Source organism: Mycolicibacterium chubuense, assembly GCF_001044255.1.
Taxonomy (GTDB): domain Bacteria; phylum Actinomycetota; class Actinomycetes; order Mycobacteriales; family Mycobacteriaceae; genus Mycobacterium; species Mycobacterium chubuense.
Genome location: NZ_JYNX01000054.1, coordinates 52,663 through 77,401, shown reverse-complemented (window position 1 = coordinate 77,401; position 24,739 = coordinate 52,663). Strand labels below are relative to the sequence as shown.

Annotated in this window: 27 protein-coding genes and 1 tRNA gene; 16 read left to right on the top strand and 12 right to left on the bottom strand. The window is 69.2% G+C overall.

The window, feature by feature from the left end:
- Positions 1–16 precede the first annotated feature (16 nt).
- Genes MCHUDSM44219_RS17515 through MCHUDSM44219_RS17505 form a run of 3 tightly spaced genes read left to right on the top strand, consistent with a single transcriptional unit; the run spans position 17 to position 2,099 of the window.
- A complete protein-coding gene (locus MCHUDSM44219_RS17515) occupies positions 17–850 on the top strand; it encodes an SDR family NAD(P)-dependent oxidoreductase (RefSeq protein ID WP_048419531.1) in 834 nt (277 codons plus the stop codon).
- Positions 847–1,719 carry an alpha/beta fold hydrolase gene (locus MCHUDSM44219_RS17510; protein WP_048419530.1) on the top strand — a complete coding sequence of 291 codons (873 nt, stop codon included), beginning with the start codon at positions 847–849 and terminating at the stop codon, positions 1,717–1,719. Before MCHUDSM44219_RS17515 ends, MCHUDSM44219_RS17510 begins: the two co-directional genes overlap by 4 nt.
- Complete coding sequence (locus MCHUDSM44219_RS17505; protein WP_048419529.1) at positions 1,716–2,099, top strand: DUF1330 domain-containing protein; 384 nt, start codon at positions 1,716–1,718, stop codon at positions 2,097–2,099. Before MCHUDSM44219_RS17510 ends, MCHUDSM44219_RS17505 begins: the two co-directional genes overlap by 4 nt.
- Positions 2,100–2,160: 61 nt before the next feature.
- Here the strand turns inward: MCHUDSM44219_RS17505 and MCHUDSM44219_RS17500 are convergent.
- Positions 2,161–2,233, bottom strand: a tRNA-His gene (locus MCHUDSM44219_RS17500).
- A gap of 28 nt (positions 2,234–2,261) precedes the next feature.
- The gene (orn, locus tag MCHUDSM44219_RS17495; RefSeq protein ID WP_048419528.1) at positions 2,262–2,909 is read right to left on the bottom strand and encodes an oligoribonuclease; all 648 of its coding nucleotides are present in this window, start codon (positions 2,907–2,909) and stop codon (positions 2,262–2,264) included.
- Positions 2,910–2,990: 81 nt separating this feature from the next.
- Between orn and MCHUDSM44219_RS17490 the strand changes: the two genes are divergently transcribed.
- Positions 2,991–4,589, top strand: a complete 1,599-nt coding sequence (locus tag MCHUDSM44219_RS17490; protein WP_048419527.1) for a helicase HerA-like domain-containing protein — start codon at positions 2,991–2,993, stop codon at positions 4,587–4,589.
- Between the two features lie 74 nt (positions 4,590–4,663).
- Here the strand turns inward: MCHUDSM44219_RS17490 and cmrA are convergent, their stop codons facing one another.
- Positions 4,664–5,470, bottom strand: a complete 807-nt coding sequence (gene cmrA / locus MCHUDSM44219_RS17485; protein WP_048419526.1) for a mycolate reductase — start codon at positions 5,468–5,470, stop codon at positions 4,664–4,666.
- A gap of 25 nt (positions 5,471–5,495) precedes the next feature.
- Between cmrA and MCHUDSM44219_RS17480 the strand changes: the two genes are divergently transcribed.
- Positions 5,496–6,815, top strand: a complete 1,320-nt coding sequence (locus tag MCHUDSM44219_RS17480; RefSeq protein WP_048419525.1) for an MFS transporter — start codon at positions 5,496–5,498, stop codon at positions 6,813–6,815.
- Here the strand turns inward: MCHUDSM44219_RS17480 and MCHUDSM44219_RS17475 are convergent.
- Positions 6,812–7,600, bottom strand: a complete 789-nt coding sequence (locus MCHUDSM44219_RS17475) for an MmpS family transport accessory protein (protein ID WP_048419524.1) — start codon at positions 7,598–7,600, stop codon at positions 6,812–6,814. The two genes, MCHUDSM44219_RS17480 and MCHUDSM44219_RS17475, sit on opposite strands and share 4 nt — an antisense overlap.
- Positions 7,601–7,734: 134 nt before the next feature.
- Between MCHUDSM44219_RS17475 and MCHUDSM44219_RS17470 the strand changes: the two genes are divergently transcribed.
- From MCHUDSM44219_RS17470 to MCHUDSM44219_RS30355, 3 genes are all read left to right on the top strand, one after another.
- Entirely contained in the window at positions 7,735–9,561 is a 1,827-nt protein-coding gene (locus tag MCHUDSM44219_RS17470; protein ID WP_048419523.1) for an alpha/beta hydrolase family protein, read from the top strand.
- 87 nt (positions 9,562–9,648) lie between these two features.
- Positions 9,649–9,861, top strand: a complete 213-nt coding sequence (locus MCHUDSM44219_RS17465) for a hypothetical protein (RefSeq protein ID WP_048419522.1) — start codon at positions 9,649–9,651, stop codon at positions 9,859–9,861.
- 35 nt (positions 9,862–9,896) lie between these two features.
- Positions 9,897–10,052 (top strand): DUF6131 family protein, encoded by a 156-nt coding sequence (locus tag MCHUDSM44219_RS30355; RefSeq protein ID WP_109777828.1) that lies wholly within the window; start codon positions 9,897–9,899, stop codon positions 10,050–10,052.
- Positions 10,053–10,062: 10 nt separating this feature from the next.
- Here MCHUDSM44219_RS30355 and MCHUDSM44219_RS17460 read toward each other — a convergent pair whose 3' ends face one another.
- On the bottom strand, positions 10,063–10,674 hold the full coding sequence (locus tag MCHUDSM44219_RS17460; protein WP_048419521.1) for an SACE_7040 family transcriptional regulator: 612 nt from the start codon (positions 10,672–10,674) through the stop codon (positions 10,063–10,065).
- Between the two features lie 92 nt (positions 10,675–10,766).
- Here MCHUDSM44219_RS17460 and MCHUDSM44219_RS17455 point away from each other — a divergent pair, with 92 nt between their 5' ends.
- The 5 genes from MCHUDSM44219_RS17455 to MCHUDSM44219_RS17435 are packed head-to-tail and all read left to right on the top strand — an operon-like array spanning position 10,767 to position 16,790.
- Complete coding sequence (locus tag MCHUDSM44219_RS17455; protein ID WP_048419520.1) at positions 10,767–12,317, top strand: carboxyl transferase domain-containing protein; 1,551 nt, start codon at positions 10,767–10,769, stop codon at positions 12,315–12,317.
- A gap of 39 nt (positions 12,318–12,356) precedes the next feature.
- Positions 12,357–14,339, top strand: a complete 1,983-nt coding sequence (locus MCHUDSM44219_RS17450; protein ID WP_048419519.1) for an acetyl/propionyl/methylcrotonyl-CoA carboxylase subunit alpha — start codon at positions 12,357–12,359, stop codon at positions 14,337–14,339.
- Positions 14,336–15,496 carry an acyl-CoA dehydrogenase family protein gene (locus MCHUDSM44219_RS17445; protein WP_048419518.1) on the top strand — a complete coding sequence of 387 codons (1,161 nt, stop codon included), beginning with the start codon at positions 14,336–14,338 and terminating at the stop codon, positions 15,494–15,496. Before MCHUDSM44219_RS17450 ends, MCHUDSM44219_RS17445 begins: the two co-directional genes overlap by 4 nt.
- Positions 15,493–15,981: a MaoC family dehydratase gene (locus tag MCHUDSM44219_RS17440; RefSeq protein ID WP_048419517.1), complete on the top strand. Its 489-nt coding sequence runs from the start codon at positions 15,493–15,495 to the stop codon at positions 15,979–15,981. The genes MCHUDSM44219_RS17445 and MCHUDSM44219_RS17440 overlap by 4 nt, the downstream gene beginning before the upstream one ends.
- Complete coding sequence (locus MCHUDSM44219_RS17435; protein ID WP_048419553.1) at positions 15,981–16,790, top strand: HpcH/HpaI aldolase/citrate lyase family protein; 810 nt, start codon at positions 15,981–15,983, stop codon at positions 16,788–16,790. Before MCHUDSM44219_RS17440 ends, MCHUDSM44219_RS17435 begins: the two co-directional genes overlap by 1 nt.
- Before the next feature lie 19 nt (positions 16,791–16,809).
- Here MCHUDSM44219_RS17435 and MCHUDSM44219_RS17430 read toward each other — a convergent pair whose 3' ends face one another.
- Positions 16,810–17,493, bottom strand: a complete 684-nt coding sequence (locus tag MCHUDSM44219_RS17430) for a hypothetical protein (RefSeq protein ID WP_236695503.1) — start codon at positions 17,491–17,493, stop codon at positions 16,810–16,812.
- A gap of 326 nt (positions 17,494–17,819) precedes the next feature.
- Between MCHUDSM44219_RS17430 and pdhA the strand changes: the two genes are divergently transcribed.
- Genes pdhA through MCHUDSM44219_RS17415 form a run of 3 tightly spaced genes read left to right on the top strand, consistent with a single transcriptional unit; the run spans position 17,820 to position 21,059 of the window.
- Positions 17,820–18,887: a pyruvate dehydrogenase (acetyl-transferring) E1 component subunit alpha gene (pdhA, locus tag MCHUDSM44219_RS17425; RefSeq protein ID WP_048419516.1), complete on the top strand. Its 1,068-nt coding sequence runs from the start codon at positions 17,820–17,822 to the stop codon at positions 18,885–18,887.
- A 1-nt stretch (position 18,888) separates the two neighbouring features.
- Positions 18,889–19,926 carry an alpha-ketoacid dehydrogenase subunit beta gene (locus tag MCHUDSM44219_RS17420; protein ID WP_048419515.1) on the top strand — a complete coding sequence of 346 codons (1,038 nt, stop codon included), beginning with the start codon at positions 18,889–18,891 and terminating at the stop codon, positions 19,924–19,926.
- The gene (locus MCHUDSM44219_RS17415) at positions 19,923–21,059 is read left to right on the top strand and encodes a dihydrolipoamide acetyltransferase family protein (protein ID WP_048419514.1); all 1,137 of its coding nucleotides are present in this window, start codon (positions 19,923–19,925) and stop codon (positions 21,057–21,059) included. Before MCHUDSM44219_RS17420 ends, MCHUDSM44219_RS17415 begins: the two co-directional genes overlap by 4 nt.
- A gap of 38 nt (positions 21,060–21,097) precedes the next feature.
- Here MCHUDSM44219_RS17415 and MCHUDSM44219_RS17410 read toward each other — a convergent pair whose 3' ends face one another.
- The 6 genes from MCHUDSM44219_RS17410 to MCHUDSM44219_RS17390 form a co-directional block, all read right to left on the bottom strand.
- Positions 21,098–21,850, bottom strand: coding sequence for an enoyl-CoA hydratase (locus tag MCHUDSM44219_RS17410; protein WP_048419513.1), 753 nt, complete (start codon positions 21,848–21,850; stop codon positions 21,098–21,100).
- Positions 21,851–21,863: 13 nt separating this feature from the next.
- Positions 21,864–22,616 (bottom strand): acyl-[acyl-carrier-protein] thioesterase, encoded by a 753-nt coding sequence (locus MCHUDSM44219_RS17405; protein WP_048419512.1) that lies wholly within the window; start codon positions 22,614–22,616, stop codon positions 21,864–21,866.
- Positions 22,617–22,655: 39 nt separating this feature from the next.
- A complete protein-coding gene (locus tag MCHUDSM44219_RS17400; RefSeq protein ID WP_048419551.1) occupies positions 22,656–23,261 on the bottom strand; it encodes a class I SAM-dependent methyltransferase in 606 nt (201 codons plus the stop codon).
- 128 nt (positions 23,262–23,389) lie between these two features.
- Positions 23,390–23,695, bottom strand: a complete 306-nt coding sequence (locus MCHUDSM44219_RS29810) for a hypothetical protein (protein WP_131722325.1) — start codon at positions 23,693–23,695, stop codon at positions 23,390–23,392.
- A 25-nt stretch (positions 23,696–23,720) separates the two neighbouring features.
- Positions 23,721–24,035 carry a hypothetical protein gene (locus MCHUDSM44219_RS30030; protein ID WP_048419511.1) on the bottom strand — a complete coding sequence of 105 codons (315 nt, stop codon included), beginning with the start codon at positions 24,033–24,035 and terminating at the stop codon, positions 23,721–23,723.
- Between the two features lie 3 nt (positions 24,036–24,038).
- A complete protein-coding gene (locus MCHUDSM44219_RS17390) occupies positions 24,039–24,419 on the bottom strand; it encodes a hypothetical protein (protein WP_131722324.1) in 381 nt (126 codons plus the stop codon).
- Positions 24,420–24,739: the final 320 nt, after the last annotated feature.

Below are 24,739 nucleotides of genomic sequence, written 5' to 3'. Positions count from 1 at the left end.
GAAAGGAGACATCTTCATGACTGTCCATCGTGTCGCCATCACGGGCGGCGCCCGCGGCATCGGGCGCGCCACCGCGGAGGCCTGCCTCCGGGCCGGCATGTCAGTCGTCATCGGCGACGTCGACGGTGTGGCGTGCGCAGGGGTGGCGGCAGAACTCGGCGATCGGGCCGTCGGTCTGCCGCTCGACGTCAGGGACCCCGAGGCCTTCGAGGCGTTCCTCGCCGAGGCCGAAGGCGTTGTCGGCCAACTGGATGCACTGGTCAACAATGCCGGCATCGCGCCCATCGGGCCGTTCGTCCACGAGAACCCGGACGACACCGCGCGGGTGATCGACATCAACGTCGCCGGTGTCCTCACCGGGACGAGGCTGGCGCTGCGCCGGTTCCTGCCTCGCGGCCACGGGCACGTGGTGAACGTGGCGTCCTCGGCCGGCCAGATAGCCACCGCGGGCGGTGCGACGTATGCGGCGAGCAAGCACGCGGTGGTGGGCTTCACCAGGGCCATCCGCGCGGAGACACGGCGTACCGGCGTGCGCACGACGATCGTGATGCCCGGCCTGGTCCGCACGGACATGATCAGCGGGTTCGAAAAGCCGCGTGGCACAAGGATCGTCGAGCCCGACGCGGTGGGCGACGCGATCGTGGATGCGTTGCGCACCGGGCGCGAAGAGGTGTTCGTGCCCCGAGAGCTGGGTGTGATCGCTCGGCTCGTCGCCGGGACCCCGCCCGGCATCGCCGACCGCATCAAAGTTCTGCTCAAGGCCGACGCGGTGATGACGCAGGGCGACCTGAGTGCGCGTGAGGCCTACCGGCAGCGGGTGGACTCCGAGGTCCAGGGGCCGTTGCGGTGACGACCCTCGACAGCAGGCTGCTGCTCATCGACGGGGTGCGTGCGCCCGTGCTCGTCGGTGGCCAGGAAATCCACGGAGAGGCGGTCGTTTTCGTCCATGGCAACCCCGGCGCAGGGAGCGACTGGATCCCGCTGATGACGCGGGTGGCCGAGTTCGCGCCGGTCGTGGCGCCCGACATGCCGGGCTTCGGCGGCGCCGACAAGCGACCCGACCTGGATTACACCCTCGCCGGCTATGCCGCCCACCTGGGCGGGGTCATCGATGAGCTCGGTATCCGCCGGGTCCATCTGGTGGCCCACGACTTCGGCGGACCCTTTGCGCTGACGTGGGCGGCTGCTCATGCCGACCGGGTGGCGAGCGTGACGCTGATCAACACGGGCGTGCTACTCGATTACCGCTGGCACCGTCTTGCCAAGATATGGCGCACTCCTCTGCTCGGCGAGTTCGCCCAACTGGTCAGCACCCGCGCAGTCGCGCGCTTCGTCCTACGTCACGACAACCCGCGGTTGTCCGACGACTGGGTCGACCAGATCGCCGGTCACATGATGTCGGACGGGACCAAGCGCGCCGTGCTGCGCCTCTACCGCTCCACATCTCGACGGGACATGGACGCGTTGGTGGCACCCCTGCGAAGAGCGGACCTGGACGCCCTGGTCGTGTTCGGCGCCGCCGACGTCTACATCCCGGTCGCGCAGGCGCAGCGGCAGCGCCGCGCGTTCCCGCGGATCGGGATCGAGATCCTGCCCGGTGTCGGTCACTGGGCCTGGCTCGAGGAACCCGACCAGGTCGCCGACCACATCGTCCCGTTCCTCCGGGAGCGGGTTCACGGAGAACCCCACGCATCACCTCACGCAAGGAGACAGATATGAGTACCGCGCTCAACACCACCCCTGAGCAATTCGCCACGCTGGCGGCGATGCCGGCTGACCGTCCGGTGGTGATGGTCAACCTGCTCAAGTTCGAACGAGAGGGCGGCATCGACCGCTACCTGCAGTACGGCCGCGAGGTGGCACCACACCTCGACCGGGTGGGCGCGGTGATCCGCGTCGCGAGCCACGCACCCGCCTTCGTCATCGGCGACGGCGCACGACCGTGGTGGGATGCGCTGCTGATCGTCGAGTACCCGACGCCGGCGGCGTTCGTCGAGATGGTGACCGATCCCGGCTATGTGCAGGTGCACCAGCACCGCGCTGCGGCACTCGAGCGTGGGGATCTGATCGCGACGTCGGCGTGGTCATTCGCGTCCTGACCGGGCACCCGGTCGTGGGCAAGAAAAAGGTCAGGGGCCCGAATGGGCCCCTGACCTGCTGGGTGGCTGACGGGACTCGAACCCGCGACAGCCAGGATCACAACCTGGTGCTCTACCAACTGAACTACAGCCACCATTGCCGCTGACGCGGCGTCGTCGATACTAGCCGGTGGACCCCTTGTCGACCGAATCAGTTACCGAATCCGCGCTCGCCGTCGGGCCCAACCCGGCCGCGATCGCCGCGATGTCGCTGGTCGACGGCCCGGGCGGGGCCACGAACGCCGTCTGCCGGTAGTAGCGCAGCTCGCGGATCGACTCGTGGATGTCGGCGAGCGCGCGGTGGGCCAGACCCTTCTCCGGCTGGCCGAAGTAGATGCGGGGATACCACCGGCGGCACAGTTCCTTGATCGAGCTGACGTCGATCATCCGGTAGTGCAGGTAGTCGTCGAGCTTGGGCATGTCGCGGGCGAGGAAGCCGCGGTCGGTGGCGATCGAGTTGCCGGCCAGGGGAGCGGTCTTGGCCTGTTTGACGTGGTCGCGGATGTAGTCCAGCGCCATCGTCTCCGCGGTGGCCAGGTCGATCGTCGACTCTCGCACCTCGTCGATCAGCCCGGACTTGGTGTGCATCTGCGTGACGACGTCGACCATCGAGGTCAGCGCGTCCTCCTCGGCGTGGATCACCACGTCGATCCCGTCGCCGAGGACGTTGAGCTCTGAGTCGGTCACCAGGACGGCGATCTCGATGAGCCGGTCGGACTTCAGGTCCAGGCCGGTCATCTCACAGTCGATCCACACCAGTTCGTCACGCACAGCGCTCAACAGTAATTCCCGAGGTGGGATCGGGTCGCGGACACCCGCCGGAACGCGGTCCGGCCGAAGTAGGGTGCCCCCATGACCATGGAGTCGACAGGCAGTCCGGCTCAGCAGATCGCGGCCGGCTACAGCGCGGACGGTGCGGCGCTCGAGCTCGGCGCGGTCGTCGTCGACGGCGTCTGCGATCCCGGCGCCAGCATCCGCATCCCCCTCGCGACGGTGAACCGGCACGGGCTGGTGGCGGGGGCGACCGGCACCGGCAAGACCAAGTCGCTGCAGGTGCTCGCCGAGCAGCTGTCCGCGGCCGGGGTCCCGGTGCTCATGGCCGACGTCAAGGGTGACCTGTCGGGGCTGTCGCGGCCCGGCGTCGCCGACGGGAAGGTCACCCAGCGCGCCGCCGACACCGGTGATGCGTGGACGCCGACGTCGTTCCCGGTCGAGTTCCTGTCGCTGGGCACGTCGGGTCAGGGAGTGCCGGTCCGTGCCACCGTCACCAGCTTCGGACCGATCCTGCTCGCAAAAGTCTTGGGGCTCAACCAAACCCAGGAGTCGACGCTCGGGCTGATCTTCCACTGGGCCGATCAGCAGGGGCTTCCGCTGCTCGACATCAAGGATCTGCGGTCGGTCATCCAGTACCTGACCAGCGACGAGGGCAAGCCCCAACTCAAGGCCCTCGGTGCGGTGTCCCCGACGACGGCCGGGGTGATCCTGCGGGCGCTGGTCAACCTCGAAGCCGAGGGCGCCGACACGTTCTTCGGTGAACCCGAACTCGAGCCCTCCGACCTCCTGCGCGTCGACGCCTCGGGACGCGGCGTCATCTCGCTGCTCGAGCTGGGCGCTCAGGCGGCCAGGCCGGTGATGTTCTCCACCTTCTTGATGTGGGTGCTCGCCGACCTGTTCACCACGCTGCCCGAGGTCGGCGACGTCGACAAACCCAAGCTGGTGTTCTTCTTCGACGAAGCCCATCTGCTGTTCACCGACGCCTCCAAGGCGTTCCTGGCCCAGGTCGAGCAGACCGTCAAGCTGATCCGGTCCAAGGGCGTCGGAGTCTTCTTCTGCACCCAGCAGCCGACCGACATCCCGAAGGACGTGCTCAGCCAGCTCGGCGCCCGCATCCAGCACGCGTTGCGCGCCTTCACCCCGGACGACCAGAAGGCGCTGACCAGAACGGTGCGCACCTATCCGAAGACCGACATCTACGACCTCGAGTCCGCGCTCACGTCGCTGGGCATCGGCGAGGCGATCGTGACGGTGCTGTCCGAGCGCGGGGTGCCGACTCCGGTGGCGTGGACGCGGATGCGCGCGCCGCGGTCGCTGATGGACACCATCGGCGCCGACGCCATCGCCGCGGCCGCCTCGGCGAGCCCGCTGCAGGCCGAGTACGGCCAGACCATCGACCGCGAGTCGGCTTACGAGCGCCTGGCGGCCAGGATGGCGCCCCCTCCGCCGGTCGCCGAACAGCCTCCTGCCCAACAGGTTCCGTCGCCCATCGACCTGCCGCCACCGCTGGACCTCCCGCCGATGCCCACGCCGGCGCAGCCGCGTGAACCCGGGTTCCTCGACACGGTGATGGACAGTCCGGCGTTCAAGAGCGCGATGCGGTCGGCGGGCACGGTGATCGGACGCGAGATCACCCGCAGTATCTTCGGCACCGGTCGCCGCAGGCGCCGCCGCTAGCCGCCGAAACTGTATTCCACGAGGGCTTTTCGTGGGTTTTGGCGCGTGGAATGCAGTTTCGGGGGGAGAGAAGGCTATTCGCCGCCGAGCTTCTTGTAGACCGCGCCGACGATCGGGGCGACGATCGCGCGCGGGGCGTAGCCGCTGGCCGCCGACATCGCCTTGGACGTGACGCCCGGGACCACGCGCATCTTGTTGCGCTCCAGCCCGTCCAGCGACACCTTCGCGGTGTACTCCGTGTCGATCCACAGGAAGTCGGGGATCAGACGCTCCACCAGCGACTGCTCGTCGGGGTTCGGCAGCTCGGTGCGCACCGGGCCGGGCGCCAGCACCGTGACGTGCACGCCCGCCGACTTCACCTCGCCGCGCAGCGATTCACTGAACGTGTTCGCGAAGGCCTTGGTGGCCGCATAGGTGGCGTTGTTGGGGATCGGGGAGTTGCCCGCCGCCGACCCGGAGATCAGGATGCCGCCGGCGCGACGGGCCACCATGCCCGGCAGCACCGCCAGCACCAGGTCGTGCACACCGAGGACGTTCAGCTGGACCTGCTTCTTCTCTTCGGCCGGATCGAGCGCCACCACGGGTCCGAACGTCGCGGTCCCGGCGTTCGCGCACAGGATCGAGATCTCGCGGCCGGCGAGTTCGTCGCAGAAACCTGCCCGGGCGTCCGGATCGGCGAGGTCGACGGCGCGGACCTCCACCGTGACGCCGTAGGTGGCGCGCAGCCGCTCGGCGAGTGCGTTGAGCACCTCTTCGCGTCGCGCGGTGATGATCAGGTGGTGGCCACGGGCGGCGAGTTCGACGGCGAGCGCCTCACCGATGTTCTGGGACGCGCCGGTGACGACGGCGCGGGCGTCCGCGCTGGGACCGGGTACGGGCATGCGCCGGACTATATCGTGGGCGTCCATGAGCGAGTCGCCTCCGGTCCGGCCCTCCGTCGCCGGCCCGAGGAGGTCTCTAGTGGCAGCCTGGGCGCTGTGGGACTTCGGTGCCACCGCGGTCAACGCGACCGCCGTCACCTTCGTGTTCTCCGTCTACCTGACCGGCGCCGTCGGCGACGACCTGCCCGGTGACGCCAACCCGACGAGCTACCTCGGTCGGGCGCTCGCCGTGGCCGGGCTGGTGGTCGCGCTGTTCGCCCCCGTCACCGGGGTCTGGGTGGACGCCCCGGGCCGGCGGCGCCGCGCGCTGGCCGTGCTCACCGGTGCCATGGTGCTGTTCACGGCGTCGATGAGCCTGATCCGCGACGACCACCGCTATCTGATCCCGGGCCTGATCCTGCTCGCCGGCACGGCGGCCTGCAGCGAGCTCGCGACGGTGCCCTACAACGCGATGCTGCGCGATCTGTCGACCCCGCAGACCTCGGGCCGGGTCTCCGGAATGGGTTTGGGCGCAGGCTATGTCGGCAGCGTGCTGGCTCTGATCGTGGTGTATGTCGGCTTCGTCTCCGGGACCGGGGACACCCGCGGCCTGCTGAACCTGCCCGCCGCCGACGGGCAGAACGTGCGGGCGGCCATGCTCCTGGTGGCCGCGTGGTTCGCGTTGTTCGCGCTGCCGCTGCTGATCTCGGGTCCCGCCGGCACCCCCGGCGGTGAGGCGCCGATCGGGATCCTCGGCGCGTACCGACGCATCTGGCGTGAGATCCGCGAGGAGTGGCGCCGCGACCGCAACGTCATCTACTACCTCGGGGCCAGCGCGGTCTTCCGCGACGGCCTCACCGGGATCTTCACGTTCGGCGCGGTGCTGGGCGTGCAGGTCTACGGCATCTCCGCGGCCGACGTGCTGCTGTTCGGGATCGCCGCGTGCGTGGTCGCGGCGGCCGGTTCTGTCCTCGGCGGCCACGCCGACGACCGGGTCGGCGCCAAGAAGGTCATCGTCACCTCGCTGGTGGCGATGATCGCGGTGGGCGTGACGCTGATGGCGTCCTCGGGCGCCGTGGCGTTCTGGATCCTCGGGCTGCTGCTGTGCCTGTTCATCGGGCCGACGATGTCCTCGGCCCGCACCCTGATGATGCGGATGACCGCGCACGGCAAGGAGGGCGTCACCTTCGGTCTCTACGCGACCGCCGGGCGCGCGGCGACCTTCCTTGCGCCCTGGCTGTTCTCGGTGTTCATCGACGTCTTCGACAGCGACCGGGCCGGGCTGGTGGGGCTGCTCGTCGTGCTGGTCCTCGGACTGGCCGCGGTGGCAGCGGTGCGCGTTCCGGACACCCGGACGTCGCGCTAGCCGGCGGCGGCGCAGATCGTCAGTCCGGCGCCGGTGCGCTCCTGCACCCGCACCCCGTTGACGGTGATCGAACACGTCACCTCACGACCGACGTTGATGATGCTGACGCTGGCCGACCCCTGTCCCGGCTGGGCCAGCGACACCTCGCGACTCCAGGGCAGCATCACGTTGAACTCGGTCTGCAACAGCCCGCCGGTGTCGACGTAGGTGATGTTGATGACCCGTCCGGTGCCGGCGACGTCGTAGACGACGGTGTCGGTGGCGCCGGGGGTGGTGGTGCGCCCGGGCGGCGCAGTGGTCGGTGAAGTGGGCAGGGTGGGCAGCGGCAGCACCGGGGTCCGCGGTGTGCGCGACGTGGTGGTGGGCGTGGGCCGCGTCGACGTCGCGGTCGGCTCGGGCAGGGTCGGGGCCGGTGCCATCACGGTCTGCTGCCGGGAGCTGTTGACGATCACCAGCGCGATCACGAGACCGATGATCGCCAGGACCGCCACCCCGGCGACGATCCAGAGCCACCGCGGGGGCTTGGGGTCCTCGGGCGGCGGGGGCGGCTCGGTGCCGTAGGAGTTGGTGTACTGCGGCGGATATTGGCCGGTGGCGTAGTGGTCGTACCCGTAGGACTGATAGGGGGGCAGCTGCTCGGTCGGCCGCGGGGGCGGCGGCTGGTAGGGCTGCCCGTACGGTGCCTGGCTCGCGTACGCCGGGTCGGAATAGCCCGGATAGCCGGGGTAGCCGCCACCGAAGGCCTGCGTCGGCTCGTCACGACGTCCGTCAGGTGAATCCGTCATACCCACCTCATGGCTGCAGGGTACCTGTGCGGCCGGTCAGGGGGTCCGCGGCAGCCGGGAGCGCATCAGACGGGTGAAGCGTGTGAGAATCGTGCACCGTGGCACAGCAGGTTCGTCGGGTCTACGGGGCGTCGATGTCGCCCGACGCCACCGCGTTCGCCCACCTGGTCGACGACGGCGGATATCCGCGCGCGGTGCAGCGGTTCCTGCGCGGGTGGCGGGCCACCTCCTCGCGTGACGTCGAGTTGCCCGTCGAGGGCCCGGTGACCCGGGTGCTGCATTCGGCCGACGGGCACTGGCTGGCGTGCCAGGTGGCGCCCGAGGGCGGCTCCCGCAGCCAGATCTGGGTTGTGACAACCGATCCCGACGATCGCGCGGCGCGCCGCATCGATCACTGGCCGTCGGGGGTGGAAGGCACCGCGGAACTCATCAGCTGGGACGGCACGCAGGTCGCCGCGATCCTGACGGGCGAGGACAACGTGGGCAGTTCGTGCCTGATCGATCCCGCCGACGGCACGACCACCGTGCTGGATCGCCGGTCCGGCGGCAGGCTGGTCGACGCGTGGTGCGGGGCGTCGCTGGTGCGGGTCGGGCCGCGCGGGTACCGCGACCTGATCATGCTGCGCGGGCTCACCGAGACCGGGCTGCTGCCCTTCGACCCCGGCTCGACCACCGACACCGGGATCATCCTCGACGACCACGGGCCCCGCCGGTTGCGCTACGGCCCGGAGGGCGAACAGACCAAGCTCTACCATCCGGCCCGCGATTACGACATCAACAGCACCGAGGGTTACGTGCGGGCGCTGATCCGCAGCGAGAACGGTGCCGAACACGCCCGACTGCTCGAAGTGACCGTCACCGCCGACGGCGTCGCCTATCACGTACTCGCCGAGCGGGAAGGGTGTGAACTCGACGAGTTCACCGTCAGTGACGACCTCTCCACGGTGGCGATCCTGTGGAACCTGCACGGCGCCAGCGAGTTACAGATCCTCGAATACGCGGACAACACACTGCTCGAGCCGATCCCGTTGCCCGGCATGGTCGCCAGTGAGCTGTCGATCAGTGCCGGCGGGTCGATGGTGGCAATGACGGTGGAGGGGCCGGCCAAACCGCCGACCGTCGAACTGGTCGACCCCCGCAGCCGCGAGTGGGAACCCGTCGACCGCGAACCGAGCAGGGGCCCTCTCTCGGCCGATCCGACGTTGGAGACCGTCGTGGCTCGCGACGGACTGTCCTTCACCGGCTGGCTGTTCCAGCCGCCGGAGGGGGTGCCCACCGTCGGCGCCATGCTCTTCCTGCACGGCGGACCGGAAGGGCAGGGCAGGCCGGGATACAACGAGTTCTTCCCCGGCCTGTTGGAGGCGGGCATCTGTGTGTTCCTGCCCAATGTGCGCGGCTCGGGCGGTTTCGGACGCTCGTTCATGCACGCCGACGACCGGGAGCGCCGCTTCGCCGCGATCGACGACGTCGCCGATGCGGTCCGCTTCCTCGTCGACAACGGCCATGCGCCGCAAGGATGTGTCGCCTGCTGCGGCTGGTCCTACGGGGGCTACCTGACGCAGGCGGCGCTGGCGTTCCACCCCGACGAGTTCGCCGCCGGCATCAGCATCTGCGGGATGAGCGATCTCAACACCTGGTACCGCACCACCGAGCAGTGGATCGCCGCGGCGGCGTACCCGAAGTACGGGCACCCGGTCAGCGACCGCGATCTCCTCGAGGAGCTGTCGCCGTTGCCGCGCGCCACAGCGATCACGGCCCCGCTGCTGCTGGTGCACGGTCTCAACGACACCAATGTGCCGCCGACCGAATCGCAGCAAATGTACGACGCGCTCGTCGAGCAGGGTAAGCAGGCGGAGTTGCTGCTCTTCGACGACGACGGACACGAGATCGACAAGCGCGAAAACCGTGCTGTGCTGCTGAAAGCCATGACCTCCTGGCTCGGTGCGGCGTTCGGCAGCTGACAAGATCAGGTTTCAGGTTTATCGAAATTATCTCCCGGGTAAACCCTGCTGCGCGTCACGTCGGCGCGATTACGGAGGAGGCACGGCATGCGGGGAATTCTCGGCGTCATTGTGCTCGTCTGGTTGTTGATCGGTGTGTTCGCCGCATACCAACGCGACTACTTCACGGGCGGCGACGCGAACTGCGCCACCGCCGGGAGCATCGCGCTGACCGTCGTGGCGGGCCCGCTGAACTACGCGGGGGTCAATCCGAAAGTCACGGATTGCAAAGTCCCACAGGTCCCACAACCCAGTCAGTAATCCACTGACTGGATGATTCGAGGAATGGAGTTGCCATGATCGTTCTCGGTGCGATCCTGCTGATCCTGGGTCTGGTGTTCGGTATGGCGATCCTGACCTATATCGGTGTCGTCCTGCTCGTCATCGGCGCGGTGTTCTGGATACTCGGTTCGGTCGGCCGTCCGGTCGGCGGCAGGAAAGCTTGGTACTAGCGCTTCGGCGTCAACGTTCGGCCGAGGTCAGCGCAGCGACCGTCATCGTTCTCAGGACGGTCCGCGAGTTGGCCTCGGCCGCTTTCGTGCTGCCGGGCTTCACGCTGTGCGACGTCGAGTTGAGTAGGCCGAAGGTGGCATGGGCCATCACGCGCGCCGACGTCTCGGAGAGGTCGGCGCGGCACCGTCTGAGCACGTCGACCCAGACCTCGACGTACTGTCGCTGGGCGCGCCGCACCTGCCGTTTGGCCGCCGGTGGCAGATTGCCGAGATCGCGGTCCTGAATGCGGATGAGATCGGACTCCTCGAGTGCGAAATCCAGATGGAAGTCGATCAGCGCCTCGAGCGCGGCGCCGGCGTCCTCGGTGGTGTCCACCACGTCGTTGGCACCCTGCAGCAGGCGGGTGCTGATCCCCACCAACAGTTCGGCGAGGAGCGCCTCCTTGTTCGGGAAGTGCCGGTAGATCGCCGGACCGCTGACTCCCGCCGCCGCGCCGATGTCCTCCAGCCGGACGGCCAGATATCCGTGCTGGGCGATCAGACGCTCGGCGGCGGCGAGCAACTGACTCCGGCGATCGGACTTGGCCCTGCTGCGGCGGGACGCGGCGTCCGTGGCGGTCATGGCGCACCCTCCGTGCCGATGGTGGACAACGCGAGTTAATCATGATTAACATACCACCGGTTAGTCTTCATTAACTCGAGGCGGATCCGACGATGCCAGCGCGCACCTCACATCGCGACGACCACGTCGCGTTGGTCGACCAGTTGCGCGCCAAGCTCGCCGAGGCGGCACTCGGTGGTCCGCCACGAGCACGAGAACGCCACGTCGGCAGAGGCAAACTGCTGCCGCGCGACCGCGTCGACGGGCTCCTCGACCCCGGCAGCCCGTTCCTGGAGATCGCGGCACTGGCCGCCGACGGCATGTACGACGACGAATGTCCCGGCGCGGGCATGATCGCCGGAATCGGCCGGGTGTCCGGGCGCGAGTGCATGATCGTCGCCAACGACGCCACGGTGAAGGGCGGCACCTACTACCCGGTGACCGTCAAGAAGCATCTGCGCGCCCAGGAGATCGCGTCGCAGAACCGGCTGCCGTGCGTGTACCTCGTCGACTCCGGCGGTGCGTTCCTGCCCCGTCAGGACGAGGTCTTTCCCGACCGCGAGCACTTCGGCCGCATCTTCTACAACCAGGCGACCATGAGCGCCAACGGAATTGCGCAGATCGCGGCGGTCCTGGGCTCGTGCACCGCCGGTGGTGCGTACGTCCCGGCGATGAGCGATGAGGCTGTCATCGTTCGCAACCAGGGCACCATCTTCCTGGGCGGGCCGCCGCTGGTGAAGGCGGCCACCGGGGAGGTCGTCACCGCCGAGGAACTCGGCGGAGGGGATCTGCACTCCAAGATCTCCGGCGTCACCGATCATCTCGCCCACGACGACCGGGACGCGCTGCGCATCGTGCGCCGCATCGTCGGCACGCTGGCGCCGAAGGCCGACACCCCGTGGGACGTGGCGCCCGTGGTCGACCCGGTCGCCGATCAGACCGAGCTGTACGACGTCGTGCCGGTCGATCCGCGGGTGCCGTACGACGTGCACGAGGTGATCAGTCGTATCGTCGACGGCGGCGAGTTCGCCGAGTTCAAGGCCGACTACGGCACAACCTTGGTGACGGGGTTCGCGCGGATCCACGGCCATCCCGTCGGCATCGTCGCCAACAATGGCGTGCTCTTCGGCGAGTCCGCGGTCAAGGGTGCGCACTTCATCGAGCTGTGCGACAAGCGGGTCACCCCACTGTTGTTCCTGCAGAACATCTCCGGCTTCATGGTGGGCCGTGACTACGAGGCCGGCGGCATCGCCAAACACGGCGCCAAGATGGTGACCGCGGTGGCCTGCGCGCGTGTCCCCAAGCTCACCGTGGTGATCGGCGGTTCCTACGGAGCGGGCAACTACTCGATGTGCGGGCGCGCGTATTCACCACGGTTCCTGTGGATGTGGCCCAACGCCCGGATCTCGGTGATGGGCGGCGAGCAGGCCGCCTCGGTGCTGGCCACGGTCCGCGGCGACATGACCGCCGAGGAGGAAGAGGCGTTCAAGGCACCGATCCGTGCCCAGTACGAGAGTCAGGGCAACCCCTACTATTCCACCGCGCGGTTGTGGGACGACGGTGTCATCGATCCGGCCGACACCAGGACCGTTGTGGGACTGGCACTTTCGGTGGCCGGTCAGGCACCGCTCGACCCGGTCTCCTACGGCGTCTTCAGGATGTGATGATGAGCTTTCGACGTTCGGGGCGAGCGGAGCGACGGGATGTTTGACTCAGTTCTGGTCGCCAACCGCGGAGAGATCGCGGTCCGCGTCATCCGCACGCTGCGCGCGATGGGGATTCGTTCGGTCGCGGTGTACAGCGACGCCGACGCCGGTGCCCGCCATGTCGCCGAGGCGGACGTCGCGGTGCGACTCGGACCGGCTCCTGCGCGGGACAGCTACCTGTCGATCGACGCGCTGCTGGCCGCGATCGAACGCACCGGCGCGCAGGCGGTCCACCCCGGTTACGGATTCCTTTCGGAGAACGCACGATTCGCCGAGGCGTTGAACGCGGCGGGGATCACCTTCATCGGTCCGCCGGTGGGCGCCATCCAGACGATGGGCGACAAGATCTCCGCCAAGGCCGCGGTGTCGGCCTTCGGAGTGCCCGTCGTTCCCGGTATCTCGCGGCCGGGACTGACCGACGACGACCTGATCGCCGGAGCGCCCGATGTCGGTTTCCCGGTGCTGGTGAAGCCGTCGGCCGGCGGCGGCGGCAAGGGCATGCGCGTGGTGCACGACGCCGCCGACCTGCCGGCCGCGCTCACCAGCGCGCGCCGCGAGGCGGCCTCGGCGTTCGGCGACGACACGCTGTTCCTGGAGCGTTTCGTGCTCAATCCGCGACACATCGAGGTTCAGGTGCTCGCCGACACCCACGGCGCCGTCGTGCATCTGGGGGAGCGGGAGTGCAGCCTGCAGCGCCGCCACCAGAAGGTCATCGAGGAGGCGCCCTCACCGCTGCTCGATGCCGCGACCCGGGCCCGCATCGGTGCCGCCGCCTGCGACACCGCGCGCAGCGTGGACTACACCGGCGCCGGCACCGTCGAGTTCATCGTCTCCGCCGACCGCCCCGACGAGTTCTTCTTCATGGAGATGAACACCCGTCTGCAGGTGGAGCATCCGGTCACCGAAATGGTCACCGGCTGCGATCTGGTCGAACTGCAGGTGCGGATCGCCGCGGGGGAGAAGCTGCCCCTCGGCCAGGAGGACATCCGGATGGTCGGGCACGCCGTGGAGGCGCGTGTCTACGCCGAGGATCCCGCTCGCGGCTTCCTGCCCACCGGTGGCCCCGTGCTCGCACTGCGCGAACCGCACGGCCCAGGGGTGCGGGTGGACTCCGGACTGGCCCGGGGCACGGTCGTCGGCAGCGACTACGACCCGATGCTCGCGAAGGTCATCGCCCATGCCGCGGACCGGCCGGCCGCGCTGCGGGCGCTCGACACCGCACTGGCCGACACCGTCGTCCTCGGTGTGACCACCAACGTCGAATTCCTGCGGTTCCTGCTGGCCGACGCCAACGTCGCAGCCGGGCGGCTCGACACCGGCCTGCTGGACCGCCGCACCCCGGACTTCACGCCGGCGCCGGCGCGCGAGGACGACCTGATCGCCGCCGCGGCCTACCGATGGCTGACCAACTGGCCGGCGCAGCCGGGCAGCCCCTGGGAGGTGCCGTCGGGGTGGCGCATCGCCGGCCGCGCGCCGATACCGATCCGTCTGCGGGCGGGGGAGCGTACCGATCACGTGTGGGTGACGGGCACTCCGCAGGCCGCGACAGCGACGGTCGAGCACGGCGAAACCCGAACGCTCACAGCATCGTTGGCGGGCGACCGGCTCGATGTGGCCATCGACGGGCTGCGCACCCGATACCTCGTCGCCGAGACCGACGGGCAGATCTGGCTGGCCGCGGCGGGTCGCGTCACGGTGCTCGACGAGGTGCGTGAGGCGCCGGTACGTCCCGACGACGAACACAGCGGTGACGCCGAACTGACCAGCCCGATGCCGGGAGCGGTCGTCGCGGTCGGTGTCACCGACGGCGCGACGGTCACGGCCGGCACCGTCGTCGTCACCGTCGAAGCGATGAAAATGGAGCATGCGCTCGCTGCACCCGTCGACGGGGTGGCCGAACTTCTCGTCGCCGCAGGCGAACAGGTCAAGGTGGGCCAGGTGCTGGCCCGGATCACGGCAACCAAGGAGCCACAGCAATGACCGATTTCCTCTCCACCGGCACGCTGCCCGACCACTACGAGCAGCTGGCCAAGACGGTCCGCGATTTCGCGCAGGGCGTGGTCGCACCCGTGGCGGCCAAACACGACGAGGAGCACTCGTTCCCCTACGAGGTGGTGGCGGGCATGGCCGACATGGGCCTGTTCGGGCTGCCGTTCCCGGAGGAGTACGGCGGCATGGGCGGCGACTACTTCGCGCTCTGCCTGGCGCTGGAGGAACTCGGCAAGGTCGACCAGAGCGTCGCGATCACGCTGGAGGCCGGTGTGTCGCTGGGTGCGATGCCGGTGTACCGGTTCGGCACCGACGAGCAGAAGCAGGAGTGGCTGCCGCTGCTGGCCTCCGGCAAGGCGCTTGGTGCGTTCGGCCTGACCGAGGCCGGCGGCGGAAGCGACGCCGGTGCCACCAAGACGACCGCGAAACTGGATGGGTCGAGCTGGGTCATCAACGGCAGCAAGCAGTTCATCACGAACTCCGGCACCGACATCACCAAGCTCGTCACGGTCACGGCCGTCACCGGCGAACACGACGGCAAGAAGGAGATCTCCTCGATCCTGGTACCGGTTCCGACAGCGGGTTTCACCGCCGAGCCCGCCTACAACAAGGTCGGCTGGAACGCCTCGGACACCCATCCGCTGAGCTTCGACGACGTGCGGGTGCCGCAGGAGAACCTGCTCGGTGAGCGCGGCCGCGGCTACGCGAACTTTCTGCGCATCCTCGACGAGGGCCGCATCGCGATCGCCGCGCTGTCGGTGGGCGCTGCGCAGGGCTGCGTGGACGAGAGCGTGAAGTACTCCAGGGAGCGCCACGCGTTCGGGCGGGCGATCGGCACCAACCAGGCCATCGCGTTCAAGATCGCCCGGATGGAGGCACGCGCGCACACGGCGCGAGCGGCGTACTACGACGCAGCCGCACTGATGTTGTCCGGCAAGCCGTTCAAGAAGGCGGCCGCGGTCGCCAAGCTGGTCGCCAGCGAGGCCGCGATGGACAACGCCCGCGACGCCACCCAGATCTTCGGTGGCTACGGCTTCATGAACGAGTACCCGGTCGCACGGCACTACCGGGACAGCAAGATCCTCGAAATCGGCGAGGGCACAACGGAAGTGCAGCTGATGCTGATCGCCCGGGAGCTCGGCCTGTGACCGACCGGAAGGTCGTGGTGCAGCGCGGCCTGTGGTTCGAGGAGTTCGACACCGGGGTCCTCTACCAGCACCGGCCGGGCCGGACGATCACCGAGGCCGACAACGTGCTGTTCACGACCCTGACGATGAACACCCAGGCGCTGCACCTCGACGCCGCGTTCTCCGATGCGCTGCCGCCGTTCCATCAGCGGCTGGTGAACTCGATGTTCACGCTGTCGACGCTGGTGGGCCTGTCGGTGGCGCAACTGACGCAGGGCACGATCGTCGGCAACCTGGGTTTCGGCGAGGTCGGCTTCCCCAAACCGCTCTTCCATGGGGACACGCTGTACGCCGAGACCGAGGTCACCGACAAGCGGGAGTCCAAGAGCCGCCCGGGTGAGGGCATCGTGACCTTCAGCCACGTCGGCCGCAACCAGCACGGCGACATCGTCGCGACGGCATCGCGAAAGACCATGGTGCGCAAGCATCCCGGCGGAGAGTCGTGATGCGGGGGGCCAACGGTCCCGGGTGGCTGTTCTGCCCGGCGGACCGACCCGAGCGCTTCGAAAAAGCGGCGGCCGCAGCCGATGTCGTGATCCTGGATCTCGAGGACGGCGTGGCCGCGAAGGATCGCGCGGTCGCCCGGCAGGCCCTGATCGACACCCCGCTGGACCCGGCACGCACCGTCGTACGGGTCAACCCGGTCGGCACACCGGACCACGCAAGAGATCTCGAGGCGCTCGCGTCGACCGGCTACACCACCGTCATGCTGGCCAAGACCGAGACCGCCGAGCAGGTCGCCTCGCTGGCGCCCCGCGACATCGTCGTGCTCGTCGAAACCCCGCTGGGTGCGCTGGCCGTCACCGAGACTGCCCGCGTCGACAACGCCTGCGCCGTCATGTGGGGCGCCGAAGACCTCTTCGCCGTGACCGGCGGGACGGCCAACCGGTGGCCGGACGGCAGCTACCGTGACGTCGCGCAGCACGTCCGTTCGCAGAGTCTGCTCGCCGCCAAGGCCTACGGGCGGTTGGCGTTGGACTCGGTGTACCTCGACATCAGGGACCTCGACGGGCTGCGCGCCGAGAGCGACGACGCGGTCGCGGTCGGCTTCGACGCCAAGGTCGCCATCCACCCGACGCAGGTGGCGGTGATCCGCGCGGCCTACGCGCCGACCGACGAGCAGGTCGACTGGGCGCGCCGCGTCCTCGACACGGCACGCACGCAACGGGGCGTCTTCCAGTTCGGCGGCATCATGGTGGACGCCCCCGTCCTGCGGCGGGCGGAGCGCATCGTCGCGTTGGCGCCGCGCGGCTGACCGTCAGGGCTGCCGCAGCTCACGGAAAGACGTAGATGCAGTGCCCGCTGCCGCCGATCGTCTGTGACGCCACGACCGTGCCGTCGATCGAGATCGAGCATCCCGGGCCCGGGGCGTCCCGCCCGGTGGCGACCACCTGGAGCATGCTGACGTCAGGTCCGATGTCCAAGGTCCGCGCGAACGGCAACGGCGTGTGATCCGGCACGAAGGGGCCGGCCGGATCGGTCACGATGTTGAACACCTCCCCGGAGCCGGTGACGTTGAAGACCACCCGGTGCGAACCGTTGGCGGGTGCCTGCTGTCCGGGCTGGTCGGCCTGTCTGCGGGACTGCGCCGCGGCGTTGTCGGCCAAGGTGTCGGTCCGTTCCGCCGGCGTCACGCAGATCGTGTCGCCGTCGAAGGCCTCGCGCCAGACGTAGCCCTGGGAGCAGGACTCCGGTCCGGAGCCGGCGAGTGGGTCCTTGTTGGACGCCGGATGGGCGTTCTCGGTGGCGGTGCGGTCGCGGACTGCGGGGAGCACGCAGACGGTGTCGCCAGGGCGCGCCTCGCGCCAGACGTAGCCCTGGATGCAGGTGTCCGGCCCGTACGGCAGCGGTTCTGCGGCGGCGGGCGCCGGCACGGCCGAGACGGCCAGGGCGAGCACCCCCGACACCGGCAGGAACAACGACGCTGCTCGTCTGATCTCGATCGAGGTGATGGTCATCGGGATTCGCTTTCCAAGAAGTGGGTGGACCGGAGCAATCGCCACTCTGACGGGGCGCCACGGCGGCGGGGGCATGAGTAGTCGACTACGCGATTCGGCGCGCCTCGCCCTCGACACGGCGCGCACGCAGCAGGGGCGGTCTCGGCTTCGGCGGCATAATGGTGGATGCCCCAGCACTACGGCGGCGGAGCACATCGTCGCGTTGGCGCCACACCCCGGCAGCTGACGGACAGACCTCCCACCAGAGGTCAGCACCGACCACCTCCGTGCTGAGCACCTCAGTCGACTGACGGCGCGATCCGCCGCCAGTGACCCTAGGAGGCGGTATGGCCGGTGTTCGTGAGCCCATTGCGCTCGTCGCGCCCGACGGCGCGCCGACGGCGGAAACCCGATACCGAAGACATCTGCCCCCGGAGACCCTGGCCTGGCTCTACGAGTCGATGGCCGTCACCCGCGAGCTCGACACCGAGTTCGTCAACCTCCAGCGCCAGGGCGAGCTGGCCCTTTACGCCTCGTGCCGAGGGCAGGAGGCCGCCCAGGTCGGTGCGACGGCGTGCCTGCGCAAGACCGACTGGCTGTTCCCGCAGTACCGCGAACTCGGCGCGTTCCTGGTGCGCGGCATCTCCCCGCCGCAGGTCGGGGCGTTGTGGCGGGGGACATGGCACGGCGGCCTCGGCTTCACCGACAAGTGCTGCGCGCCGATCTCCATCCCGATCGGCACGCAGGGCCTGCACGCCGTCGGCGCGGCGATGGCGGCCCAGCGCCTCGGCGAGGACAGCGTGACCGTCGCGTTCCTCGGCGACGGCGCCACCAGCGAGGGCGACGTGCACGAGGCGCTCAACCTGGCGTCGGTGTACCGGGCGCCGTGCGTGTTCTTCGTGCAGAACAACCAGTGGGCGATCTCGGTGCCGGTGCATCGCCAGATGGCGGCGCCCTCGATCGCCCAGCGCGCCGACGGCTACGGCATGCCCGGCATTCGCGTCGACGGCAACGACGTGCTCGCGTGCTTCGCGGTGATGGCCGAGGCGGCCGCCCGCGCCCGTGCCGGCGAGGGGCCGACCCTGATCGAGGCGGTCACCTACCGGATGGGGCCGCACACCACGTCCGACGACCCCACCCGCTACCGCAGCGCGGACGAGGTCGACCTCTGGCAGTCCCGCGATCCGCTGGCGCGGTACCGGACGTATCTCGAGCAGGAGGGGGTGTGGACGCAGCGGTTGGAGGACCGCGTCGCGCACCGCGCCCAGCGGCTGCGCAGCGAGCTGCGCGACGCCGTGCTGACCGAGGCCGACGTCGACGTCACCGAGGTGTTCGACACCGTCTACCACCGCATCACCCCGGACCTGGCGCGCCAACGCGACCAGTTGACCGCCGAACTGGCGAAGGAGTCGTGAGATGACCCAGCTCATCGAGAGACCGTTCGGCTTCGACGACGACGCTCCTGAGCCGCCGCCGGTCGCGGCGCCCCCGGCACTGTCCATGGCGCAGGCGATCAACCGGGCGCTGTCGGATGCGATGGCCGCCGACGACCGGGTGCTGGTGTTCGGGGAGGACGTCGCCACGCTCGGCGGTGTCTTCCGCGTCACCGAGGGCTTGGCCGAACGGTACGGGGAGCAGCGGTGTTTCGACACTCCGCTGGCCGAGTCGGCGATCGTCGGGATCGCGATCGGGATGGCGATCCGCGGCTTCGTGCCGGTGCCCGAGATCCAGTTCGACGGATTCGCCGCGCCTGCCTTCGACCAGATCGTCAGCCACCTGGCCAAGTACCGGATGCGTACCCGCGGCGACGTGGACATGCCGGTGACGATCCGGATTCCGTCGTTCGGCGGAATCGGTGCGGTGGAACACCATTCGGAATCGACCGAGACGTACTGGCTGCACACAGCGGGGCTCAAAGTCGTCGTTCCCTCGACACCGTCGGACGCCTACTGGCTGCTGCGGTACGCGATCGCCGAGCGTGATCCGGTGATCTTCCTCGAACCCAAACGCCGCTACTGGGCCAAGGAGGTCGTCGACACCCGTAATCCGGCCGAAGCGATCGGGCGCGCCGTCATTCGCCGTGCCGGCGAGGACGTCACCGTCATCACGTACGGTTCTCTGGTCGCCACTGCGCTCAATGCAGCCGAATCCTGTTCGGCCAGTTTGGAAGTCGTCGATCTGCGGACGCTGAATCCGCTCGACTTCGACACCGTCGCGGCGTCGGTGCGCAAAACGGGACGGGCGGTGGTGATGCACGAGGGTTCGCGCACATTGGGTTTCGGCGCGGAATTGGCGGCCCGCATCTCCGAGGAGTGCTTCTACGATCTGGAGGCACCGGTGCTGCGGGCCACCGGCTTCGATACGCCGTATCCGCCGGCCAGACTCGAGCGGTTGTGGCTGCCCGGCGTCGATCGCCTCCTGGACTGCGTCGACGACGCGATGAGCCGGCCATGAGCGCGCTGCGGGACTTCCTGGTACCCGACCTCGGTGAGGGGCTCGAGGACGCGACGATCACCGGTTGGGCGGTGGCGGTCGGCGACGAGGTGGCGCTGAACCAGACGCTGTGCACGGTCGAGACGAACAAAGCCGAGGTGGAGATCCCCAGCCCGTATGCCGGGCGGATCGCCGAACTCGGTGGCGCCGAGGGGCAGACGCTGCCTGTCGGATCGGTGCTGGTGCGCATCGAGACGGCCGACGCGGAACAGACGCCGCGCAAGCCCGTGCTGGTGGGTTACGGCACCGACGACGCGCTGGACGGAAGCCGCCGGCGTGCCCGTACCAAGCCGCCGGTGCGCAAACTGGCCGCAGACCTCGACGTCGAGCTAGACCGCGTGAACGGATCGGGACCCGACGGCATCGTGACCCGCGCCGATGTACTCTCTGCGGCCAGGGGCGCGCCGGATGCGCCCGTCACCGGCGTGCGGCTGGCGATGGCGCGACGAATGGCGTTGTCGCGCCGTGAGATTCCCGACGCGAACGCGTCGGTCGACGTCGACGGCACCGCATTGCTGCGGTTGCGGGAGCACTGCAACTCCGCCGGCGCGGCGGCGGTGACACCGTTCGTGCTGGTGCTCAGGATGGTGGTCGCCGCGTTGCGCCGTCATCCGGAGCTGAACGCGACATGGCTCGACACCGTCGACGGACCGCGGGTCCATACCCATGCGGCAATCCACTTGGGCGTCGGTGTGGCAGCGCCGCGCGGGCTGCTGGTCCCGGTGGTGACGGACGCGCAGGACCGGACCACCCGTCAGCTCGGTGACGAGGTGGCGCGGCTGGTGGCCGCCGCGCGTGAGGGCACGCTCGCACCCTCCGACATGCAGGGGTCGACGTTCACGGTGTCCAACTTCGGGGCGCTGGGACTCGACGACGGGGTTCCGGTGATCAACCATCCGGAAGCCGCGATCCTTGGGGTGGGCGCGCTGAAACCCCGCGCCGTGGTGGTCGACGGCGAGGTGGTGGCGCGGTCGACGATGCGGTTGACGTGCGCGTTCGACCACCGGGTGGCGGACGGAGCGCAGGTCGGCGCGTTCCTGGGCGAGCTGCGCTCGCTGATCGAGGCGCCTCAGACGGCGCTGCTCGACCTGTGACATTCCCCGGGTCGCTTCGCTCCTGCCCGCCGTGAAGCTCACCTCCGCTTGGCGGCGGCCAGCCGCTCGGCGAACTCGGGGGATTCGATGGACCGCGCCTGCGGGCCGATCTCGACGTCGACAGCCATGTGGTGCTGGTGCATGTCGGTGATGCCGGGGTTGAAGGTGGCGCGCATCGACGCCTTGGTCGCGACGACGACGTCGCGCGGTGCGGACGCCGGGCCGGCGGCCAGCTCGCGTGCGGCGGCGACCGGGTCGTCGGCGATCGCGAGGGCGAGCCCGTGCCGGACGGCCGCCTCGGCGTCGAAGCGCATTCCGAACAGCAGCGCGGCCCTGGCGGCCTGCGGCCCGATCGCGCGTTGCAGCATGAACGTCGCGCCGCCGCCGGGGTGGATGCCGAGCTTCTGGAACCGCGGATCGAACAGTGCCGACGGGCCGGCGATGCGCACGTCGGCGGCGAGGGCGAGGTTCAGGCCGGCGCCCACGGCGGGCCCGTTGACCGCGGCGATGGTCGGCAGGCTGCACTCGGCGACGGCGAGGAAGCCGTCGTAGATGACCCGCAGCCCGTCCTCGGTCGCCTTGCCGAGCGCGGTCAGATCCGCGCCGGCGCAGAACGCCTTACCGGCGCCCGTGACGATCACCGCGTGCACGCCCTCGTCCGCCTCGGCGGCTTCCACCGCGGCGCGCAGGGCCGCCGAGCTGTCGGCGGTGACCGCGTTGCGGCGGTCGGGGTCGTTGACGGTGATGAGCATGACGCGGTCGTCGACCTGCGTCAGTACGAGATCGGACATCCGCTCAGCGTAGCTACAGGGGGCGCAGCAGCGCCGCGGCCCTGACCTCGTCGCCGACGCTCAGCGCGATCTGCACGGCGTCGCCTCGGTGGGTCCAGCCGAGGACCACCTCTTCGCCGTACTTGATCGGCTTGCGGTATTCGATCACCGCGCGGTACGGCGGCGTGCACGCCTCGGGGGCGACCGCCATCACCTCGTGGATGGCGTGCCAGTAGGCGGTGTTGGTGACGTGCTCGAACAGGTCGATGTCGGTGCGGCGCAACGCGAATGGCGCGGTGTCTTCGACGGTGTCCGGATTCTGCAGCCATGGCCGCCATTTGAGGCGGTGCTCGGTGGTGGTGGTGCCGAACCGGGCGAGCAGGCTGTCGGTCGCTCGCTGCGGGGTCAGCGTCTTGGCGTTCATCGCGATCCAGAAGCCCTCGGTCTCGATGCGGCCGCCGTCGCTGCCGACGAGGTCCACCCGCATGGTGCACCAGCGCAGGGACAGCGCCGAGCACCATCTGCTGAAGGTCACCTCGTTGGGGAACCCGATCGGCTCGATGACGTCGACCACGGTGCGCTGCACCAGCCAGTGGGGGTGTTCTTCGGCCTCGCCGGCGTCGACGAGGTTCTCCGCGCCGACCTCCTGGATGTAGCGGGCGACGCCGTCCAGGCGCAGGTTGAGGTCGCCGCCGACGTCGCCCGTCGCCACCCGCCACGAGGTCCGGTAGACGTATCCGGTGTCGGGGAGCGGTGCCAGGCGATGGTCGACGTCGTGGGTGCTCATCGCGGGTCAGCCTACGGTCCGCGGCCTCGGGGGTTCGGCCTATGCCGGACGCAGCACCGCGACGAGGAACTCCGAGTCGTCTCGGAAGGGTCGCAGATCCCAGGTCGACAGCAGCAGATCCGGCGCGAAGCCGGCCTCGGTCGCATGGTCGAGGAAGTCGCCGAAGTCGTAGTCGCGGCCCGCGCCGAAGCCGATGACCGCGCGACCGTCCGCGGCGAGATGCGCACGCAACCTGGCCAGGACCGCGACGCGGGTGCTCGGGGCGAGAAAGGTCATGACATTGCCCGCCGAAGCGATGACGTCGAACGGTGCGGTGATGCCGGACCCGGGCAGGTCCAGTTCGGCGAGGTCGCCGACGATCCAGCGCGGACCGGGATGATCCTGCTCGGCGGCTGCGATGAGCACGGGGTCGACGTCGACCCCGACGACGTCGTGGCCGGCGCGCGAGAGGTACCCACCGAGCCGGCCGGGTCCACATCCTGCGTCGAGGATGCGGGCGCGGCGGGGCGCGATCGCGTCGACCAGGCGGGCCTCACCGTCCAGGTCGTCACCTGCCCGTGCCATGGTCCGGAAGCGCTCGACGTACCAGCCGGAGTGTCCGGGGTCGGCCTCGACCTGCTTCATCCACAAGCTCTGCTCGACCATGCCGACATTGTCGTCTACGGCGAGCGGGTCGACGGCGCCGCCTGGCAGGACGCGTGGATTGGTCACGCGGGCCGGCATTCCGCTAGATCACGGTCGGACAACGCAGTGTGCGAGTCATCGGCGGTCGGTCAGTGGGGCTGAAGGCCGTACACGAAATAGCAGGGAGTCGCCGACTGACCGGGTCCGGTCGTGAGGGCCGGGGACCACATCGTGGGCACCCCATTGACGACCCAGCAGTTCTTGTCGGCGAGATCGACGTTGTTCGGGTTGTTGCGGGGGAGGTCGGGTAGTTGCGGAATGGGCGGCTGCGCACTCGAACTCGGCGTTGGTGAATCCGTCGGAGCTGGTTCGGCGTTGACCAGAGGCGAGCAGATCAGCGCAGCGCCGAATCCGACGAAGGCAAGCGCTGCCCGTCGCGATTGTGTGGTGAGCATGGCTGGTCTCCGTGGTTGGCGCCGCTCAGGGCAGCGGTGGCGGTGGGGACGGCGGCGACGACGACGATGACGGGGTCAAAGCCGGCTGAGGCAGTTCGGGCATCGAGGGTCGGGTCGCTGCGGATTCCTGACACGGGCCCGCGGTGACGGGTCCGGTGATCACTTCACCCGGTTGCGGCATGTACCCCTGCGGGGGGATGTAGAACGGAACGCCGTTCAGCCGCGCACACACGCCACCGTCGGGGTCTGCTGACGCCGTCGGAATGTCGTGCACGCCCACGATTCCGGCGGAGATGGCAGCGCTGACACCGAGTGCTGCCGCGAGCAGTCGCACCGACATACGTCAGCCGTTCTTCGTGAGTTGATAGTTGACGGCCAGCCCCAGCGGCTTGGGGCACAGATCAGAAGCGGTCAATGCCGGTGTCACACTGCGCGTGCAGACCACAGCTTCGCCGTTGTCCTGCGCGTAGACCGTATACGTGCCGGACCATCCCCCGTCGCCCCGCGGATGCAGTACTGCCCCTTGGGCGTCGATCTTCACGCAATCGGGACCACAGGAGCTGACATTCCAGACCGGGGCCGCAGCGCCCAGATAGGTGCCGAGGCTTCCGGTCACGGTCGCCGTGTAGGAACCTTCCAGCGTGTCCGCCGACGCCACGCCGGCGAGGCTCAGACTCGCGGCGGCCGAGACTGCGCTCACCGCTAGTACGCGGACGATATTCATGGTGATCCCCCCCAGGTGGTGCAGTGCTGCCGAGCACCCCCACATGCTCGGCGCAAGGGCTCGTCTGACGTTCCCTGCCGACGCAGGTTAACATCCGGAACCCGCGCCATGATGCGATTCTGGCGAACAGAATCTCTGTGATGGCGAGGGAGGGCCGATGCGCCGTATCGGTTGATATAGCCAGTTCAGGCCGCTAGCAATGATACTTGCGTACGCAATCTCGCGGCTGGTCGGCGGATTTTCAGCACATCTTCCGCCGTGTCGGTCGCCGATCGGACGGGTCATGGTCCTTGGTCGTCTTCGGGTAGCAGGTGGCGTTC